The sequence below is a fragment of the Sphingomonas cynarae genome (genome assembly GCF_039537815.1).
Lineage (GTDB): Bacteria > Pseudomonadota > Alphaproteobacteria > Sphingomonadales > Sphingomonadaceae > Sphingomonas > Sphingomonas cynarae.
Genome location: NZ_BAABBF010000002.1, coordinates 125,666 through 141,758 on the forward strand (window position 1 = coordinate 125,666; position 16,093 = coordinate 141,758).

At 68.7% G+C, this 16,093-nt stretch carries 23 protein-coding genes; 8 read left to right on the top strand and 15 right to left on the bottom strand.

The features are described from left to right. The first annotated feature begins 78 nt into the window (after positions 1-78). The 3 genes from ABD719_RS03850 (at position 79) to ABD719_RS03860 (ending at position 1,825) form a co-directional block, all read left to right on the top strand. Positions 79-690: a TetR/AcrR family transcriptional regulator gene (locus ABD719_RS03850; protein WP_344692071.1), complete on the top strand. Its 612-nt coding sequence runs from the start codon at positions 79-81 to the stop codon at positions 688-690. Between the two features lie 172 nt (positions 691-862). Then, positions 863-1,297, top strand: coding sequence for a hypothetical protein (locus tag ABD719_RS03855; RefSeq protein WP_344692072.1), 435 nt, complete (start codon positions 863-865; stop codon positions 1,295-1,297). A 102-nt stretch (positions 1,298-1,399) separates the two neighbouring features. Then, positions 1,400-1,825 carry an organic hydroperoxide resistance protein gene (locus ABD719_RS03860; protein ID WP_192125233.1) on the top strand — a complete coding sequence of 142 codons (426 nt, stop codon included), beginning with the start codon at positions 1,400-1,402 and terminating at the stop codon, positions 1,823-1,825. A gap of 69 nt (positions 1,826-1,894) precedes the next feature. Here ABD719_RS03860 and ABD719_RS03865 read toward each other — a convergent pair whose 3' ends face one another. From ABD719_RS03865 to crcB, 3 genes are read right to left on the bottom strand one after another with little or no spacing between them, the layout of a single operon-like run. Then, on the bottom strand, positions 1,895-2,524 hold the full coding sequence (locus ABD719_RS03865) for an FMN-binding negative transcriptional regulator (RefSeq protein WP_344692073.1): 630 nt from the start codon (positions 2,522-2,524) through the stop codon (positions 1,895-1,897). After that, on the bottom strand, positions 2,524-3,636 hold the full coding sequence (locus tag ABD719_RS03870) for an RluA family pseudouridine synthase (protein ID WP_344692074.1): 1,113 nt from the start codon (positions 3,634-3,636) through the stop codon (positions 2,524-2,526). The genes ABD719_RS03865 and ABD719_RS03870 overlap by 1 nt, the downstream gene beginning before the upstream one ends. Next, positions 3,633-4,010: a fluoride efflux transporter CrcB gene (gene crcB, locus ABD719_RS03875; RefSeq protein ID WP_344692075.1), complete on the bottom strand. Its 378-nt coding sequence runs from the start codon at positions 4,008-4,010 to the stop codon at positions 3,633-3,635. The genes ABD719_RS03870 and crcB overlap by 4 nt, the downstream gene beginning before the upstream one ends. Before the next feature lie 120 nt (positions 4,011-4,130). Here crcB and ABD719_RS03880 point away from each other — a divergent pair, with 120 nt between their 5' ends. After that, positions 4,131-4,352: a hypothetical protein gene (locus ABD719_RS03880; RefSeq protein WP_344692076.1), complete on the top strand. Its 222-nt coding sequence runs from the start codon at positions 4,131-4,133 to the stop codon at positions 4,350-4,352. 50 nt (positions 4,353-4,402) lie between these two features. On the opposite strand, the gene ABD719_RS03885 is transcribed toward ABD719_RS03880, so the two are convergent. Together ABD719_RS03885 and ABD719_RS03890 are read right to left on the bottom strand one after the other, a co-directional pair. Beyond that, positions 4,403-4,966, bottom strand: coding sequence for a glycine zipper 2TM domain-containing protein (locus ABD719_RS03885; RefSeq protein ID WP_344692077.1), 564 nt, complete (start codon positions 4,964-4,966; stop codon positions 4,403-4,405). A gap of 174 nt (positions 4,967-5,140) precedes the next feature. Next, on the bottom strand, positions 5,141-5,464 hold the full coding sequence (locus ABD719_RS03890) for a glycine zipper 2TM domain-containing protein (protein ID WP_344692079.1): 324 nt from the start codon (positions 5,462-5,464) through the stop codon (positions 5,141-5,143). Between the two features lie 148 nt (positions 5,465-5,612). On the opposite strand from ABD719_RS03890, the gene ABD719_RS03895 reads away from it, so the two are divergent. Then, positions 5,613-6,257 carry a trimeric intracellular cation channel family protein gene (locus ABD719_RS03895; RefSeq protein WP_344692080.1) on the top strand — a complete coding sequence of 215 codons (645 nt, stop codon included), beginning with the start codon at positions 5,613-5,615 and terminating at the stop codon, positions 6,255-6,257. Between the two features lie 226 nt (positions 6,258-6,483). On the opposite strand, the gene sppA is transcribed toward ABD719_RS03895, so the two are convergent. From sppA to hisB, 9 genes are all read right to left on the bottom strand, one after another. Beyond that, complete coding sequence (gene sppA / locus ABD719_RS03900) at positions 6,484-8,421, bottom strand: signal peptide peptidase SppA (protein WP_344692568.1); 1,938 nt, start codon at positions 8,419-8,421, stop codon at positions 6,484-6,486. A gap of 225 nt (positions 8,422-8,646) precedes the next feature. Then, positions 8,647-9,024: a histidine triad nucleotide-binding protein gene (locus ABD719_RS03905; RefSeq protein WP_344692081.1), complete on the bottom strand. Its 378-nt coding sequence runs from the start codon at positions 9,022-9,024 to the stop codon at positions 8,647-8,649. After that, positions 9,024-9,335: a phosphoribosyl-ATP diphosphatase gene (locus tag ABD719_RS03910; protein ID WP_344692082.1), complete on the bottom strand. Its 312-nt coding sequence runs from the start codon at positions 9,333-9,335 to the stop codon at positions 9,024-9,026. Before ABD719_RS03910 ends, ABD719_RS03905 begins: the two co-directional genes overlap by 1 nt. Positions 9,336-9,376: 41 nt before the next feature. Next, positions 9,377-9,745 carry an STAS/SEC14 domain-containing protein gene (locus ABD719_RS03915; protein ID WP_344692083.1) on the bottom strand — a complete coding sequence of 123 codons (369 nt, stop codon included), beginning with the start codon at positions 9,743-9,745 and terminating at the stop codon, positions 9,377-9,379. A gap of 77 nt (positions 9,746-9,822) precedes the next feature. Then, complete coding sequence (gene hisF, locus ABD719_RS03920) at positions 9,823-10,584, bottom strand: imidazole glycerol phosphate synthase subunit HisF (protein WP_344692084.1); 762 nt, start codon at positions 10,582-10,584, stop codon at positions 9,823-9,825. A 163-nt stretch (positions 10,585-10,747) separates the two neighbouring features. Then, positions 10,748-11,485 carry a 1-(5-phosphoribosyl)-5-[(5-phosphoribosylamino)methylideneamino]imidazole-4-carboxamide isomerase gene (hisA, locus tag ABD719_RS03925; protein ID WP_344692085.1) on the bottom strand — a complete coding sequence of 246 codons (738 nt, stop codon included), beginning with the start codon at positions 11,483-11,485 and terminating at the stop codon, positions 10,748-10,750. Beyond that, positions 11,473-12,078, bottom strand: coding sequence for an imidazole glycerol phosphate synthase subunit HisH (hisH, locus tag ABD719_RS03930; protein ID WP_344692086.1), 606 nt, complete (start codon positions 12,076-12,078; stop codon positions 11,473-11,475). Before hisH ends, hisA begins: the two co-directional genes overlap by 13 nt. Next, entirely contained in the window at positions 12,075-12,359 is a 285-nt protein-coding gene (locus tag ABD719_RS03935; RefSeq protein ID WP_344692087.1) for a YciI family protein, read from the bottom strand. The genes hisH and ABD719_RS03935 overlap by 4 nt, the downstream gene beginning before the upstream one ends. After that, complete coding sequence (hisB, locus tag ABD719_RS03940) at positions 12,356-12,955, bottom strand: imidazoleglycerol-phosphate dehydratase HisB (protein ID WP_344692088.1); 600 nt, start codon at positions 12,953-12,955, stop codon at positions 12,356-12,358. The genes ABD719_RS03935 and hisB overlap by 4 nt, the downstream gene beginning before the upstream one ends. A gap of 72 nt (positions 12,956-13,027) precedes the next feature. Here hisB and ABD719_RS03945 point away from each other — a divergent pair, with 72 nt between their 5' ends. Further along, positions 13,028-13,510, top strand: a complete 483-nt coding sequence (locus tag ABD719_RS03945) for an SspB family protein (protein ID WP_192125258.1) — start codon at positions 13,028-13,030, stop codon at positions 13,508-13,510. A gap of 34 nt (positions 13,511-13,544) precedes the next feature. Then, the gene (locus ABD719_RS03950) at positions 13,545-13,964 is read left to right on the top strand and encodes a GNAT family N-acetyltransferase (RefSeq protein WP_344692089.1); all 420 of its coding nucleotides are present in this window, start codon (positions 13,545-13,547) and stop codon (positions 13,962-13,964) included. Positions 13,965-13,989: 25 nt separating this feature from the next. On the opposite strand, the gene ABD719_RS03955 is transcribed toward ABD719_RS03950, so the two are convergent. Beyond that, positions 13,990-14,580 carry a hypothetical protein gene (locus ABD719_RS03955; RefSeq protein WP_344692090.1) on the bottom strand — a complete coding sequence of 197 codons (591 nt, stop codon included), beginning with the start codon at positions 14,578-14,580 and terminating at the stop codon, positions 13,990-13,992. Between the two features lie 62 nt (positions 14,581-14,642). On the opposite strand from ABD719_RS03955, the gene fumC reads away from it, so the two are divergent. Continuing rightward, positions 14,643-16,034, top strand: a complete 1,392-nt coding sequence (gene fumC / locus ABD719_RS03960) for a class II fumarate hydratase (protein ID WP_344692091.1) — start codon at positions 14,643-14,645, stop codon at positions 16,032-16,034. Positions 16,035-16,093: the final 59 nt, after the last annotated feature.

Sequence of the window (16,093 nt, forward strand, 5' to 3'; positions counted from 1 at the left end):
GCGGGACGATGCCGGGCCGGGATGTGCCACGGCATGGCGGCTTGTCTTCACGGCGCGACTATTTATATACCGGGCGTTATGGAAACAGCCACCTGCACGGCCACCAAGGGCCGCCCCCGTGAATTCTGCGTCGATCAGGCGCTGGCGGCGGCACTGCGGGTGTTCTGGACCAAGGGGTATGAAGGCGCGTCGCTGACCGACCTGACCGAGGCGATGGGGATCACCAAGCCCAGCCTGTACGCCGCGTTCGGCAACAAGGAAGCGTTGTTCCACAAGGCGCTGGACCTCTACGAGGCGGAGAAGCTGCAATATATGCGGGCCGCGCTGGATCAGCCGACGGCGCGCGGCGTGGCGGAATGCCTGCTGCACGGCGCGCTGGAGGCGCAGACCAGCAGCAGCGGCCCGCGCGGGTGCCTGGGCGTGATCCATTCGGTGGCGTGCGGGGAGGAAGCCGAATCGATCAAGGCGGATGTCGTCGCCCGCCGCGCCTCGTCGCAGGCGGCCCTGATCGCCCGGTTCGAACGCGCCAAGACCGAGGGCGATCTGCCGGCGCATGTCGATGTCCAGGGCCTCCACAGCTATCTCTTCGCGCTGTTGCAGGGAATGGCGATCCAGGCGGGCAGCGGGGCATCGCGCGCCGATCTGGAACGGCTGGTCGATACCGGACTGGCGATGTTTCCAGGCACCTGATGCCGTTCGGATAAGCTGGCCGGATAATTCGTTACCGTTCGGTACGGAAAGTCATTGACGGATCGGTCACTGGCAAATATACCAATCGGTACAGAAGGCGGCGATCAACGGCCCGCCTGCACCGCCGTCCGGCTCCACGCCGGGCGCCGGACCTGCAAGAGGGATAGTGGACATGGCATTCCTGGCATTCAACGAACCCGGCATGGCAGGCGCGGCGCGGGCGAGCCTGGCGGCGACGGCCCCGGCGATGCCGTCGCCCCGGGTCGATGTGGCCGTATCGGCACCGGCGCCCGCGTTGACCGATCTCGAACGCTCCGTCATCGCCATCGCCCGGCACGACCGGGTATCGACCCTGCGTACCCCCGGGCGTGTGTCGCGCTGGCTGGGCGTGTTGTTCGGGCTGCGCGTCAGCCCGCGGCTGGCCGACGACCGGCTGGAGGCGCTGCGCCGGATCGCGGTGCTGAGCTGGCGGCATGGCTATGCGGTGCCGGCGCTGGAATTGCGGACCTTTCTGGCTGCGGGCTATTCGCCGGCCCAGTATGAGATGATCGTCGACACGATCAACGATGCCCGGATCGCCCGCACCGGCCGGGTTGCCTTTGCCTGACATGGCCGGTCGGGCCGATGCCACCGGCTTGCAACCGCAGCGGGGCTTGACCATCTAACCTCGATCCGGCCCGTCGTGACGGTCGTTCTGAGGGAAAGATGCATGTCCGTAAACGTGATCTACAAGACCAATGCCACCGCCACCGGTGGTCGTGACGGCCGCGCCCGGACCGAGGACGGTACCGTCGACGTGAACCTCGTCGTGCCGAAGGAGATGGGCGGACCGGGTGGCGAGGGCGCCAATCCGGAGAAGCTGTTCGCCGCGGGCTATTCGGCCTGTTTCCTGGGCGCGATGAAGGCGGTGTCGGGCAAGGAAGGCGTCAAGGTTCCGGCCGATGCCACCGTGACCGCGACGATCGGCTTCGGTCCGCGATCGGAAGGCGGATACGGCATCACCGCCGATCTCGCCATCGACCTGCCGGGCGTCGATCGCGCCGATGCGGAGCGGCTGATGCATGCCGCGCATGAGGTGTGCCCCTATTCCAACGCCACCCGCAACAATGTCGATGTCGGGCTGACGGTGGTCTGACATGGCATACCCCCCCACGCGCCGTACCATCGGTCACGGAGGCGTGGGGGACTGTCTATTGAGGCGCGGCTATCGAGGCTGAGCGGAAGTGCTGCCCGTGGCATCGGGCATGATATCTTCCATCGCCGTCGCCAATGAAAGATTTCCGGCGGCGCGCAGGCCCGCGACAACGCCTTGCCGATCAGAGAATGATTTGTTCTGGCTTAACTTGGTGGTGCCACGGATCGCGGCGGGTCGCAGTTCATAACCCCGGATACCTTGCAACATAGCCCTGAACCGGATGTCGTTCATCTTGCCACGAGTCCATGGTGCGCCCGGATTGACGCGCGGCTCATGGAAAGCCGCCAGATCGTCCAACTGCGCGATAAGTTCATCTTCATCCAGCGCGTGCAGTCGCCCCTCCACCTCGATCGCGACATAATTCCATGTCGGTACCTGGTCCCCCGGCACGGCATACCAATTGGGACTCAGATAACCGTCCACTGCCGATGCGCTGAGCAGCGCGGATGCCCCGTCCAGATAAGGGGCCGCCCGATTATGCCGTGCGACATGAAAGCGCAGCGTGGCGGCATGGCGCGTCATGGGCGCGTGGACCATCATCAGTCCTTCGGGGGTGACGATGACGATCTGCGCGAAGCCGATATTCACGACCCGCTCCAGCGCCGCATCGTCATCCCGAAATGCCGGAGCGGGATGCATCAGCTACGCGTACCCCGCGACCGGCGTTCGCCCTTGCGGTCCTTGCGGACCGATTTGGCATGGGCCTTGGCACGCTGTTTCAGCACCGCCTTGGGCGGGGGGCCCTTGTCCTCCTCGATCTCCAGCCGGTCGCCCAGCGCCTGGTCGAAGCCGAGGCTGGCGAGGCTTTCGGCGAAGTGCGTCGGCAGTTCGGCGGTTTCGTCGATCCGGCCGCCATCGGGATGGTCGACGCGCAGGCGGCGCGCGTGGAGGTGCATCTTGCGGCTGATCCCGCCGGTGAGGAACGCCGCCGCGCCGCCATATTTGCCGTCGCCGACGATCGGGTGGCCGATCGCGGCCATGTGGACGCGTAACTGGTGGGTGCGGCCGGTGAAGGGTTGCAGCTCGACCCAGGCGGTGCGGTTGCCGGCACGTTCGATCACGCGGTAACGGGTACGCGCGGCCTGGCCGTTCTCCTCGTCGATATGCATCTTTTCGCCGCCGGTGCCCGGTTGCTTGGCGATCGGCAGGTCGACGATGCCGTCCTCGATCGAGGGCACGTCGACGACCAGCGCCCAGTACACCTTGCGCGCGGTGCGGCTGGAAAACGCCTTGGCGAAGAACGCCGCCGCGCGGGAGGTGCGTGCGATCAGCAGCGCGCCCGACGTATCCTTGTCGAGGCGGTGGACGAGCTTGGGCCGCCCTTCCTCGTCGGTGACCAGACCGTCGAGCAGGCCGTCGACATGCGCGGTCGTCTTCGTGCCGCCCTGCGTCGCCAGCCCCGGCGGCTTGTTGAGGACGAAAGCCTGCGGATCGCGGTGGATCACCATGTCGCGGACATAGGCGGTCTCGTCCGCCGACAGGGGGGTACGCACCCGCTCCGGCTTGGCGCCGGGGGGCGGGGGCGGTTCGGCGGGGGGGACGCGCAACTGCTGGCCGGCGGTGATCCGATCGCCGGGGGTGGCGCGCGATCCGTCGACCCGCAACTGGCCGGTACGCGCCCATTTGGCGACGGTGGTGAAGCTGGTGTCGGGCAGGTGCCGCTTGAACCAGCGGTCCAGCCGGATGCCGTCATCGTCATAGCCGACGGTGAACTGGCGGACTTCCTTCGGCTCGGTCTTCGGATCGCTCATGCCGCGACACTCCGTGCGATGAACAACCCGGCGGCCAGCGCGGCGATCGCGCCGGTGACGGACAGGAGGACGTAACCCAGCGCGACGAACGGTGCGCCCCCTTCCGCCAGCATCACCGCATCGAGCGCGAAGGACGAGAAGGTGGTATAGCCGCCCAGCACGCCGACGCCGACGAACAGCCGCCACGGCTCCGCGGCGGCGGCACGGGCGAGTATGCCGACCAGCAATCCCATCGACAGGCCGCCGAGCAGGTTCACCGCCAGCGTGCCATAGGGATAGCCGGGGCCGAACAGCGACAGCGTCGCCCGGCCGGTCAGATAGCGTGCGCCCGAGCCGAGCGCACCGCCGAGCATCACGAGGATCAGGGAAGTCATGCCCCGCCGTAGCCGCTCCCCGCCGGTGCGGCAAATCGACACTGGCGTGCCCGACGCTTATCCCGCGGGTTTCGCGACCGGCGTCTTGTCGCAGGCGGGCGGAGCGGCCATGTTCGGGTCATGCTCAACATCGTCTCGATCTTCGTCGGCCTCGTCACGCTGGCGCTCGGCCTCGTCGCCTTCGTGCCCCTGCTGGGCTGGATGAACTGGCTGGTCATCCCGATCGGCATCGTCGGGGCGGCGATCGGCGCGCTGTCGTCCAGCAATGGCGGGCGCAACCTGAACCTGGTGCTGATCGTGATCTTCGCCATCCGGCTGTCGCTGGGCGGCGGCATCTTCTGACGGAGGGGGCGGCGTGGCCGCCGCCCCCTGATCGTTCAGCGCCCGGCCGTTCAGCGGCAGCGCACGTTGCCGCGATCGACCGACTGGCCGAGCAACGCGCCGCCGCCCGCACCGATCAACGCGCCGAGCAGGCTCGACCGGCCATTGCCGATCACGCTGCCCAGCGCACCACCCGCCAGACCACCCACGATCAGTCCGGTCGTGCCGTCGTTGCGGCGGCAGTAATAACGGCCATTGCCGCCGCGATAGACGCGGTCGTTGCGACCCAGACGCCGCTCTTGATAATAGCGGCCGTCGCGGTAGTAGCGGTCGGCATAATAGGCGCGCTGGCCGGGTTCGTAGCGGTTATAGTCATAGCCGCGATAGCGACGGATATCGCGCAGGTCGCCGCGCCGGTCCTGCCGGGCATCGCGCACGTCGTTGCGGTAATCGCGCTGCGCCTCGCGCACGTCGCGGCGCGAATCGGCGTTGCGGACGTCGCGGCGATAGTCGCGGCGGGCATCGCGCAGCTCCTCCCGATATTCGCGGTTCGCCTCGCGGCGGGTATCCTGCGCGGCGGCGGGCAGGGCGGCGATGGTCGTGGCGGCGAGCGCGATCGACAGCATGATACGCATTACTGGCTCCTGTCTTGATGACGGAAGTGAAACGGTCGGGTGACCGGCGCGGTTGCGTGAACCACAAACTACGTGCCGTTCATGTCCCGGATCACCAGCGGGCCCGTCGGACACGGAAAAGGGCACCATGGGGTGCCCCATGATGCCCTTTCCCGTCGTGCTTGACCCGAAGGATCAGCGGCAGCGGTCGTTCCCGCTGCCACGATCGATCGCACGTCCCGCCAGCGCACCCGCCGCCGCACCGCCGAGCGTACCCAGCGTGCGATCGCCGCGCGTGTCGACCGTGCGGCCGAGCAGGGCGCCGCCGACGCCGCCGATGATGGCGCCGGTCGTGCCATCCTTCTTATTGCAGCGCAGTCGGCCGCGATTGTCGCGATACACGCGCCCGTTGCGGTCGCTGTCGCGATAGCGACGCTGTGCATCCGCCGTCGTCACCGTGACCATCAGGCTGGGCGCGACCATCGCGGCGCAGCCCAGCGCCAGTAGCATCTTACGCATTACAACTCTCCCGTCTGGAAATCCGTACCATGAGCGTAACGTTGTCGCCGGGCGCCGGTTGCATGAACGTCAGACAACGATCGGATCGCCCGTCCGGCATGACAAGTCCGTTCCCATCGCGGGACGATCGGCGGTAAGGGCGGGGGCGATGATAGCCTCCGTTCCCCCCCTGTCGGTACCGATCCTGCCGACCGCCGCGCCGTGGCTCGACCTTGCCGGGCTGGCGGTGTTCGCTGCCTCGGGCGCATTGGCGGCGGCGCGGCGGGGGCAGACGCTGGTGACCCTGTCGTTCTTCGCGCTCATCACCGGGGTCGGTGGCGGCACGGTGCGCGATCTGCTGATCGGGGCGCCGGTGTTCTGGGTGCGTGACGGGGATGTCGCGGGGCTGTGCCTGATCGTGGCGATCGTGATCTGGGCGACGCCGCGCCGCTGGTGGTCCAGCGCGGCGCTCGACTGGTTCGACGCGGTCGGGCTGGCCGCCTATGCCGCCTATGGCGCGGCGAAGGCGATGCGATACGGGGTCGCGCCGGTGCCGGCGGCGGTGATGGGGGTGGTGGCGGCGTGCGTCGGCGGCATCATCCGCGACGTGCTGGCGGGCGAGCCGTCGATCCTGATGCGGCCCGAACTCTATGTCACCGCGGCCGCGCTGGCCTCCGCCAGCTTCGTCGCGCTGGCGATGGCGGGGATGGACCCGACCACCGCCGGCATCATCGCGGCGGCGGCCGGCTTCACCTTGCGCGCGGTAGCGATCCGGTGGAAACTGGCGCTGCCGGCGTATCGCTGGACGGATTGAGGGCAGCAGGACGGGGCGCTGCGTGAGCATCTGTTCGTCATGACCAGAGCATGATGACGTGAACCCTGCCCATCCGTCATTGCGAGCGTAACGAAGCAATCCAGCGCGTCACGCGCGCGGCCGGTGGATTGCCGCGTCGCTTCGCTCCTCGCAATGACGGTTCAGTGAGGTAGGGCGTGATAGACGGGCCGGAACCCGGTGGATGGGTCCACCGGATCGCCGCCCGTCAGAACCCCAGCCGCGCGATCAGCAGGTCCAGCAGGCGGCTGTCCGCCGCATTGGCGGTGCCCGGCCCCATCGCGCCGCATTCCAGGCAGCGCGCCTGCACCGACCCGCCACGGGTCAGGCGGGCGACGTCGCCGATCGCGCGCGCCACCAGCAGGCGACGGTCGGCGGCGGCATGGGCGAAGACGTCGCCCGAGGGGCTGGCCCCGTCCTCGTCGTTGCCGCTGCCCAGAGATTCGACCAGTCGCGCGGCCCAGCCCGGTGCCTTTTCCAGATAGACGGTCTGGACCCTGGCGGGATCGAGCTTCGCACGCTTCGCCGCCTCCGCCACCGCATCGGCGAGCGAGCCGAACCGGTCGACCAGCCCGATCTGGCGCGCGGTGCCGCCATCCCACACCCGGCCCTGTCCGATCTCGTCGACGCGCTGCGGCGTCATGCGGCGCGCGTCGGCGACACGGCCGATGAACTGGCGATAGCCGTTCTCGATGCCCGCCTGCAGGATCGCGTCCATCACCGGCGTGGTGCCGCCGAAGACATCGGGCTGGCCGGTCAGCGGCGTGCTCTTCACGCCGTCGGTGGTGACGCCGATCTTGGCCAGCGTGTTTTCGAAGGTGGGGATGATGCCGAAGATGCCGATCGATCCGGTGATCGTCGCCGGTTCCGCGAAGATCGTATCGCCCGCGGTCGACACCCAATAGCCGCCCGATGCGGCGAGCCCGCCCATCGACACCACGATCGGCAGCCCGCGCTTCTTCGCCTCCAGCACCGCCAGCCGGATGCGTTCGGACGCGAGCGCGGAGCCGCCCGGCGAATCGACGCGCACCACGACCGCCTTCAGATTCTTGGTCGCGAGGCCGTCGAGCATCGCCTTGGCGATCGTGTCGCCCGCCGCAGTGCCGGGGCCAGCCTCGCCATCGACGATATCGCCCGCCACGGTCAGCACGCCGATCGCATCGCCGGTGGTCGACATCGGATTGGCGGCGACCCAGCGATCATAGCCGATGGTGCGGAACGAGCCGATCGGCTTGCCCGCCTCCATACCGGCGAGTTTCGCCACGCGCTGCCCGAACGAGGTACGGTCGCCCAGCCGGTCGACCAGCCCGGCACGCAGGTTGGCCTGCGCGATGTCGCCGTTGGTCGCCAGCACCGCCTGTTGCGGCTGGCTGAGGAACTGCGCGACCTGTGCCTTGGGCCGTGCCCGCGTCACACCCTCGCGCCACTGCTCCAGCAGCGCGCCGTACAGCGCCTGCGACGCGGCGCGCGCATCCGGACTCTGGTCGGCGCGGGTATAGGGTTCGACGAACGACTTGTAGCGACCGACGCGATAGACATGGGTATTCACCCCCAGCCGGTCGATCAGGCCCTTGTAGTAAAGCTGCGTGCCGCCCGGCCCGGTGAACAGCGTGCCGCCCATCGGATTGACCCACACCTCGCTCGCCGCCGCCGCCAGCCGGTAGCTGCCGTCGGTATAGGCGGTGGCATAGGCCAGCACCGGCTTGCCCGACTGGCGCACCCGCACCAGCGCATCGGCCACCTCGCCCAGCGCCGCCGGATAGCCGCCGCCGAACCGGTCGAGATCGAGCACCACTGCCTTGACCCGCGCATCGGTGCGCGCGGCATCGATCGCGCGCAGCACGTCGCGCAGGCGATATTGCTTGGCGACCGACTGGCCGGACAGGGTGGCGAGGGTATCGACCTCCGCCGGTTGTTCGACGATCGATCCGTCCAGATCGAGCAGCAACGCGCCTTCGCCGATCGCCTTCGTGCCTGGCCGCGCGTTGAGCGCGGCGAACAGCAGCGCAAAGAACAGCAGCAGCGCGATCAGCACCAGCGCGTCCTTCACCGCGACCAGCAGTTTCCACACGCCGCGCACCAGCCGCCAGCCGCTGCGTCCGCGCGGCGGCCGGCCGTCGGAAAAGGAGGGGGCGGGGCGGGGCATGGCGCTGTCGGTCATCGCCGCTACGGCTAGAACAACGCCGTGTGGCTGGCAATCGCGATCGAGGTGTTCGAGCGAGGCACGTTCACGCGAAACCGTGAAGACGTGATGGTTCGTGCGGGGGGGCTACGTCTGCGACAATTGTGTTCCGACCATCAGGCGGCCGATGATCGGCGTCGACATCGGCCCCGTGCGCAGCACCTCCGCGCCTCCGCGCGAAAAACCCTGCTACCGTGCCAGCATCGGCCCCAGCGGCTGGCCGCCGAACAGATGGACGTGGAGGTGCGCCACCTCCTGCCCGGCATCGCCGCCGACATTGGCGAGCAGCCGGTAACCCGCCGCGACCAGCCCGTGGTCGCGCGCGACCCGGCCCACCGCGCGGACGAAGCCCGCAATCTCCCCCGCCGGGGCGCGTTCGCTGAAATCGTCCCACGAGACATAGGGGCCGCGCGGGATCACCAGCAGATGCACCGGCGCCTGCGGGGCGATATCGTGGAAGGCGATCGCCCAGTCGTCCTCATACACCCGCTGCGACGGAATCTCGCCGCGCAGGATTTTCGCGAAGATGTTCTGGTCGTCATAGGGCAGGGTGGCATCGATCGGCATCACGCGTTCCTTGCGGCCTTTTCGGTATGGCCCGACACGCCCTCGCGCCGGGCCAGTTCGGCGCGCACGTCGTCCAGCGTGACATCGGCATCGGCGAGCAGGACGAGCAGGTGGAAGATCAGGTCGGCGGCCTCCGACACGATCTTGTCGGGCTGGGCCATCGCCGCGATGACGGTCTCGACCGCCTCCTCGCCCAGCTTCTGCGCGATCTTGGGGCGGCCCTTCGCGAACAGGCTGGCGACGTAGCTGGAGCCGGGATCGGCACCGCGGCGGTCGCGGATCGTGGCGGCTAGGCGGTCGAGCGGGTCCATGCCCGCTTGGTGACCGCTCGCCGCCGGTCGGTCAATCCGGCTTATGCGGCCTGCGCGTCGGCCTCGGTCAGCCAGTCGAGCGCGAGGGCGGCATCGTCGAAGATGCGCAGATAGGACTGGGTCATGAACCGGCGGACCTGCAACCGGGCGATCGCACTGCGGGTGACGATCGCGATCCGGTCGGCGCGGGGGAAGTCGCCGAGGCGGCGGTTGATGAGCGTGGCGGCCGCCACCGGCTGCACCGCGCTGTCCGTCATGTCCATGCGCAGGCGATAGCCGGGCCGGAACCCCTCCCGCACGAACTGCGCGATCAGTTCGCGCGCATAGGCATCGACCACTTCCGCCGTGAACTGGCCGGTCCAGCGGATGTCGAGCAGGTTGATATCGTGGCGGAAGCGGATCGCGTACATCGGCCCCGGCTCTGGCAGCACGACCTTTGCGAAATCGCTAACGCTGCCGGTCGGGACCGCCCCGTCAGTGTCTACCGTCAGTGCGCGCGGACGGGGATGCCGGCGGCGGCGAGCGCGGCATGGGCATCGGCGACGCTCGCCTCACCGAAATGGAAGATCGAGGCGGCGAGGACGGCGGAGGCATGGCCCTGCGCGATCCCCGCGACCAGATCGTCCAGCCCGCCGACCCCGCCCGATGCCACGACCGGCACGCTCGTCCGGTCGGCGATCGCGCGGATCAGATCGAGGTCGTATCCGCTGCGCGTGCCGTCGCGGTCCATCGAGGTGACCAGCAACTCGCCCGCGCCAAGGTCGGCGAGGCGCAGCGCGTGCGCCACCGCGTCGATCCCGGTCGGGCGGCGGCCGCCATGGGTGAACACCTCCCACCCGTCACCGGACCGGCGCGCATCGACCGAGGCGACGCAGCACTGGCTGCCGAACCGCTCGGCGATATCGGCGACTACCTCGGGCCGGGTGACGGCGGCGGAATTGACCGCGACCTTGTCCGCCCCCGCCAGCAGCAGCGCGCGCGCATCGTCGGCGGTGCGGACGCCGCCGCCGACCGTCAGCGGCATGAAGCAGACCGCGGCGGTGCGGCGCACCACGTCGAGGATGGTGCCGCGATCCTCGTGGCTGGCGGTGATGTCGAGGAAGCACAGCTCGTCCGCCCCGGCCGCGTCATAGGCGCGCGCCTGTTCCACCGGATCGCCGGCGTCGCGCAGCTCGACGAAGTTCACGCCCTTCACGACGCGGCCGTTCGCCACGTCGAGACAGGGGATCACGCGTGCGCGGACGGTCATGCCGTGCCTTTCGCGGGGTTCGGTGTCTTCACCCCATACGCCTCCCCGGCGGAGGCCGGGGCCCAGGTGGGAAAGCGTCGATGGTCGATCACAGAGGTCCGCCCGACCGGGCCCCGGCCTCCGCCGGGGAACAGACAAGGTCGGGAGCTGGCCCCAGCCATCATCACGCCGCTGCCGCCACGTTCAATGCCGCCGCCAGATCGAGCCGCCCGTCGTACAGCGCGCGGCCGGTGATGACGCCTTCGATCCCGTCCTTCGCATGGAGTGCCAGCACATGGATGTCGGCGATCCCCGCCACGCCGCCCGATGCGATCACCGGGATCGACACCGCGCGCGCCAGATCGACCGTCGCCTCGACGTTGCAGCCCTTCAGCAGGCCGTCGCGGCCGACATCGGTGAACAGCAGCGCCGCGACGCCGGCATCCTCGAACCGGCGGGCGAGATCGGTGGCGGTGGTGGTCGACACGTCCGCCCAGCCCTTGGTCGCGACCATGCCGTCCTTCGCATCGACCGCGACGACGATGCCGCCGGGAAAGTCGCGCGCCACGCCGCGCACGAAATCGGGATCGTCCAGCGCGGCGGTGCCGATCACCACGCGCGCGACGCCCAGATCGAACCAGCCCTCCACGCTCGCCCGCGTGCGGATGCCGCCGCCGAGCTGGACATGGCCGGGAAAGCGGCGGACGATCTCGCGCACCGCGTCGCCATTGACCGACGCACCGGCGAACGCGCCGTCGAGATCGACGACGTGGAGATGGTCGGCGCCCGCATCCGCGAACAGCATCGCCTGCGCGGCGGGATCGTCGCCGTACACGGTGGCGCGGTCCATATCGCCCTCCGCCAGACGGACGACCTGCCCGCCCTTCAGGTCGATGGCGGGGAAGACGATCAGGGCGCCCATGACAGGAATCTCTCCAGCAGCGCCAGCCCGTAGGACTGGCTCTTTTCGGGGTGGAACTGCACCCCCAGCATCGTATCGCGGCCGATCGCGGCGGTGACCGGGCCGGCATGGTCGGTGACGGCGATCACGTCGTCGCCGTCGAAGGCATAGCTGTGGAGGAAATACGCCTCGCCCGCCCGTACCAGCGGATGCGGCGTGACCGGCACCACGTCGTTCCAGCCCATGTGCGGCACCTTCGCGTCCATCGTATCCAGCGCCAGCTTGCGGACGCGGCCGGCGATCCAGCCGAGGCCGGGATGCGTGCCCATCTCCTCGCCGGCATCGGCCATCAACTGCATCCCCACGCAGACGCCGAGGAAGGGCGTGCCCTGTTGCCGCACGCGGGCGGACATCGCCTCGACCATCCCGTCGATCGAGCGCAACGCCCCCGCGCACGCGCCGAACGCGCCGACGCCGGGCAGCACGATGCGATCCGCCCGCGCGACCGTATCGGGATCGGCGGTGACGATCAGATCGGTGCAGCCCGCCGCGCGCAGCGCGTTTTCGACCGAATGGAGATTGCCCGCGCCGTAATCGATCAGCGCCAGCGTCATCCCTTCAGCAGGTCCAGCCCCGGCGCGACCACCGAGGGCGCGACCTCGATGAACCGGTATTCGGCAAGGCCGTGGACCGCGAACGGATCGGTCGCCGCCCATGCCTCGACATCGGCGCGCTCGCCCTTGCACAGGAACATGCCGCCGGTCAGCGGCACCTGCCGCCCCGCGCACAGCAGCATCCCCGCCGCGACGCCCTCGTGCAGCCACGCCAGGTGCGCAGGGCGGTGCGCGTCGATCGATTCGACGGGTACGACGTAATTCAGGATGACGACGATCATGCGGTTCCTCCCAGTGTGCCCTTGGTCGAGGGGATCGCATCCCCTTTTCGCGGATCGATCTCGATCGCCTTGCGCAGCGCGCGGGCCAGGCCCTTGAACGCGCTTTCGGCGATGTGGTGGTTGTTCTCGCCGTGCAGCGTCTCGACGTGGAGCGTGATGCCCGCCGCCTGCGCGAAGCTGTGGAACCAGTGCTGGAACATCTCGGTATCCATCTCGCCCAGCCGTTTCTGGCTGAACTCGGTCTTCCACACCAGCCATGGCCGGCCGGAGATGTCGAGCGCGACGCGGGTCAGCGTCTCGTCCATCGGCGACAGCGCGTCGCCGTAGCGGTGGATGCCGCGCTTGTCGCCCAGCGCCTTGGCCACCGCCTCGCCGATCGCGATGCCGGTATCCTCGACGGTGTGGTGCTGGTCGATATGCAGGTCGCCCCTGGTGCGGACGTGCAGGTCGATCAGCGAATGGCGCGACAGCTGTTCCAGCATATGATCGAAGAAGCCGACGCCGGTCTCGATATCATATTGGCCGGTGCCGTCGAGATCGACGGTGACGGCGATCTTGGTCTCGCTGGTGTCGCGGGTGATGGTGGCGGTGCGCATATCCACCCCATAACGCGCATGGCTCGCCATGCAATCTTGACGCTGGGGGTAGGGCGGGCCTACCCACGGTTCATGAGCGACGGTCTGCCCGATAGCCTGATCCCGTATGACGAGATCGTCCAGGAAGCCCTGCGTGCCGTGGTCGGTCGCGTGCTGGGGTCGGTCGCGGAGGCGGGCGGCCTGCCCGGTGAGCACCACTTCTACATCACCTTCAAGACGCAGGCCCCCGGCGTCGACATCCCGCGCCGCCTGATCGAGCGGTTTCCGGACGAGATGACGATCGTCATGCAGAACCGCTACTGGGACCTGACCGTGGACGACGAGCGGTTCTCGGTCGGCCTCAGCTTCAATCAGGTGCCGTCGAAGCTGGTCATCCCCTATTCGGCGATCACCGGTTTCCACGATCCGGCGGTCAATTTCGAACTGCGCTTCCAGGCGCAGGAGGACCCGGATGCCGCCGCCGAGGTACATGACGCCGAGAACGACGGCCCGATCGCGCAGCCGGTCGAGGACGGATCGAACGTCGTCAGCGTGGATTTCAAGCGGAAGAAGTGAGCCGGGGCGAGTTGGGTCGCGAAACGATGCGGCCATGACCATTCCCGAGATCATATCCGGCCCGACCGATGCGATCCGCGACGCGATCCTCGCGCCGTTGATCGCCCATAACGAATCGATGGTCGGCCCGACCGAGCGGCACACCGTCGCGATCGTCCTGCGCGACGGTGGCGGTGCGATCGTCGGGGGATTATGGGGCCTGACCGGCTTTCGCTGGCTGTTCGTCCAGTATCTCGCGGTACCGCCGGCGCTGAAGGGGCAGGGGCGGGGTCGCGCGCTGATGCTCGCCGCCGAGGACGAGGCGCGACGGCTGGGGTGCATCGGCATCTGGCTCGACACGTTCAGTTTTCAGGCGCGCGGCTTCTACGAGAAGCTGGGATACGGCGTGATCGGCCAGATCGACGATTTCCCGCCCGGCGAGGCGCGGTTCTTCCTGCGCAAACGGATCGACTGACCAACGGCCCGCGCGCCGCTCCGAATCACTTCGTCGGTGGCACCACCACCCGGCGCATCGGCGTGGCGCAGGCATAGGCTTCCTTGTACGGCCGATCCCAGCAACGCCGGAAACCATCGAGCACGTTTAGGTTCATCGGCCATCGCACCGTCACGGGGTTGCCATCCGGCCCACGCGGATCGAACCCGGCGGGGCGGGGCAGCACCGCCAGTGTCGCCCGGGCCCTGTCGAAGCCGGCGCGATCCCGCCGCAGGAAGGCGATGCTGCCGTCGACATACAGGTTCCAGCCGAAGCCGGCGTCTTCCGCCGCCGTCTTGCGCGATCGGTCGAACAACGCGATCGCCGCGGCGGTCTGCCCGGCATTGGCGCGCAACTGCCCCTCGTGCCAGAACAGGATGCTGGCATTTCGCAGGCCCGCGCCGGTATGCGCGGCCCGCCAGTCGCGCATCAGGTCCGCAGCCTCGGGGTCACACCCCGCCATCGCCAGCGCGCGCCATCCGCCGGTCATATCCTGATCGAACGCCTGCTGATCGAGCGTCATCAGGCGGGCGCGATCATGGGCACAGGGCGAGGTGGCGACGATCGCCTGCGCGACGAGAAGGGTAAGGATCGGCATGGGCCGATGGTGCCGTATCGGCCCATGCGCAACAACATCAAAACCACGCAGTTGAGGACGACATGACCGACACCCGCACCGAAACCGACTCCATCGGCCCGATCGAGGTTCCCGCCACCGCCTATTGGGGGGCGCAGACCGAGCGCAGTCTCGAAAACTTTCCGTTCGGCGCGCGGGAGCGGATGCCGATCGGCATCGTCCATGCGCTGGCGATCGTGAAGCGCGCCTGCGCCCGCGCCAATCGCGCGCACGGGCTGGACGGGGGCAAGGCGGACGCGATCGAATCGGCGGCGGCGGAGATCGTCGATGGCCGGCTCGACGACCAGTTCCCTCTCGTCATCTGGCAGACGGGCAGCGGCACCCAGTCCAACATGAACGTCAACGAGGTGATCGCCGGCCGTGCCAACGAGGTGCTGGCCGGCACGCGCGGCGGCAAGACGCCGATCCACCCCAATGACGACGTCAATCGCGGCCAGTCGTCCAACGACAGTTTCCCCACCGCGCTGCACGTCGCCGCCGCGATCGCGGTGACGACGACGCTCTATCCGGCGCTCGATACGCTCCATGCCGCGCTGGATGCCAAGGCGCGCGAATGGGACGATATCGTCAAGATCGGCCGCACCCACTTGCAGGATGCGACGCCGCTGACGCTGGGGCAGGAATTCTCCGGCTATGCCGCGCAGATCGCCAATGCCCGTGCCCGGATCGAGGGCACGTTGACGCGCAACATCATGCCGCTGGCGCAGGGCGGGACGGCGGTCGGCACCGGGCTGAACGCCCCCGCCGGGTTCGGCGACGCGGTAGCGGCGGAGATCGCCGGGCTGACCGGCCTGCCGTTCACGAGCGCCGCCAACAAGTTCGAGGCGCTGGCGAGCAATGACGGCCTCGTCGACCTGCACGGTACGCTCAATGTGCTGGCGGTGGCGCTGACCAAGATCGCCAACGACATCCGCCTGCTCGGCAGCGGACCGCGATCGGGGCTGGGCGAGCTGGAACTGCCCGCCAACGAACCCGGCAGCTCGATCATGCCTGGCAAGGTGAACCCCACCCAGTGCGAGATGCTGACGATGGTGGCGGCGCAGGTGATGGGCAACAATGTCGCGGTCACGATGGGCGGGATGCAGGGGCATCTGGAACTGAACGTGTTCAAGCCGCTGATCGGCGCCAACGTGCTGCGCTCGATCGACCTGCTCGCCACCGGCATGACCAGCTTCGCGGAACGGACCGTCACCGGCATGACCGCGGATCGCGAGCGGATCGGCGATCTGGTCGACCGGTCGCTGATGCTGGTCACCGCGCTGGCCCCGGAGATCGGGTACGACAATGCCGCCAAGATCGCCAAGCATGCCCATGCCGAACGGCTGACGCTGAAACAGGCGGGCGTGCAACTGGGGCTGGTCGACCCCGAGACGTTCGATCGCGTCGTCCGGCCGGAGGGGATGATCGGGCGCTGATGGGGCCGGGGCGGAACCGGATCGTCCGTCCCGCGCTATGCATGGCACGAAGGAGATCG

Excerpts from the sequence above, each read along its gene's own strand:
- hisB (WP_344692088.1), bottom strand. The coding sequence starts at position 12,955 with ATGCGCACCGCCACCATCACCCGCGACACCAGCGAGACCAAGATCGCC.
- hisH (WP_344692086.1), bottom strand. The coding sequence starts at position 12,078 with ATGACGCTGGCGCTGATCGATTACGGCGCGGGCAATCTCCATTCGGTC.
- ABD719_RS03870 (WP_344692074.1), bottom strand. The coding sequence starts at position 3,636 with ATGAGCGATCCGAAGACCGAGCCGAAGGAAGTCCGCCAGTTCACCGTC.
- ABD719_RS03855 (WP_344692072.1), top strand. The coding sequence starts at position 863 with ATGGCATTCCTGGCATTCAACGAACCCGGCATGGCAGGCGCGGCGCGG.
- ABD719_RS03885 (WP_344692077.1), bottom strand. The coding sequence starts at position 4,966 with ATGCGTATCATGCTGTCGATCGCGCTCGCCGCCACGACCATCGCCGCC.
- ABD719_RS03910 (WP_344692082.1), bottom strand. The coding sequence starts at position 9,335 with ATGGACCCGCTCGACCGCCTAGCCGCCACGATCCGCGACCGCCGCGGT.
- ABD719_RS03890 (WP_344692079.1), bottom strand. The coding sequence starts at position 5,464 with ATGCGTAAGATGCTACTGGCGCTGGGCTGCGCCGCGATGGTCGCGCCC.
- hisA (WP_344692085.1), bottom strand. The coding sequence starts at position 11,485 with ATGGGCGCCCTGATCGTCTTCCCCGCCATCGACCTGAAGGGCGGGCAG.
- ABD719_RS03935 (WP_344692087.1), bottom strand. The coding sequence starts at position 12,359 with ATGATCGTCGTCATCCTGAATTACGTCGTACCCGTCGAATCGATCGAC.
- sppA (WP_344692568.1), bottom strand. The coding sequence starts at position 8,421 with ATGCCCCGCCCCGCCCCCTCCTTTTCCGACGGCCGGCCGCCGCGCGGA.
- ABD719_RS03945 (WP_192125258.1), top strand. The coding sequence starts at position 13,028 with ATGAGCGACGGTCTGCCCGATAGCCTGATCCCGTATGACGAGATCGTC.
- ABD719_RS03880 (WP_344692076.1), top strand. The coding sequence starts at position 4,131 with ATGCTCAACATCGTCTCGATCTTCGTCGGCCTCGTCACGCTGGCGCTC.
- ABD719_RS03955 (WP_344692090.1), bottom strand. The coding sequence starts at position 14,580 with ATGCCGATCCTTACCCTTCTCGTCGCGCAGGCGATCGTCGCCACCTCG.
- ABD719_RS03905 (WP_344692081.1), bottom strand. The coding sequence starts at position 9,024 with ATGCCGATCGATGCCACCCTGCCCTATGACGACCAGAACATCTTCGCG.
- crcB (WP_344692075.1), bottom strand. The coding sequence starts at position 4,010 with ATGACTTCCCTGATCCTCGTGATGCTCGGCGGTGCGCTCGGCTCGGGC.
- fumC (WP_344692091.1), top strand. The coding sequence starts at position 14,643 with ATGACCGACACCCGCACCGAAACCGACTCCATCGGCCCGATCGAGGTT.
- hisF (WP_344692084.1), bottom strand. The coding sequence starts at position 10,584 with ATGACCGTCCGCGCACGCGTGATCCCCTGTCTCGACGTGGCGAACGGC.
- ABD719_RS03895 (WP_344692080.1), top strand. The coding sequence starts at position 5,613 with ATGATAGCCTCCGTTCCCCCCCTGTCGGTACCGATCCTGCCGACCGCC.
- ABD719_RS03865 (WP_344692073.1), bottom strand. The coding sequence starts at position 2,524 with ATGCATCCCGCTCCGGCATTTCGGGATGACGATGCGGCGCTGGAGCGG.
- ABD719_RS03850 (WP_344692071.1), top strand. The coding sequence starts at position 79 with ATGGAAACAGCCACCTGCACGGCCACCAAGGGCCGCCCCCGTGAATTC.
- ABD719_RS03915 (WP_344692083.1), bottom strand. The coding sequence starts at position 9,745 with ATGTACGCGATCCGCTTCCGCCACGATATCAACCTGCTCGACATCCGC.
- ABD719_RS03950 (WP_344692089.1), top strand. The coding sequence starts at position 13,545 with ATGACCATTCCCGAGATCATATCCGGCCCGACCGATGCGATCCGCGAC.
- ABD719_RS03860 (WP_192125233.1), top strand. The coding sequence starts at position 1,400 with ATGTCCGTAAACGTGATCTACAAGACCAATGCCACCGCCACCGGTGGT.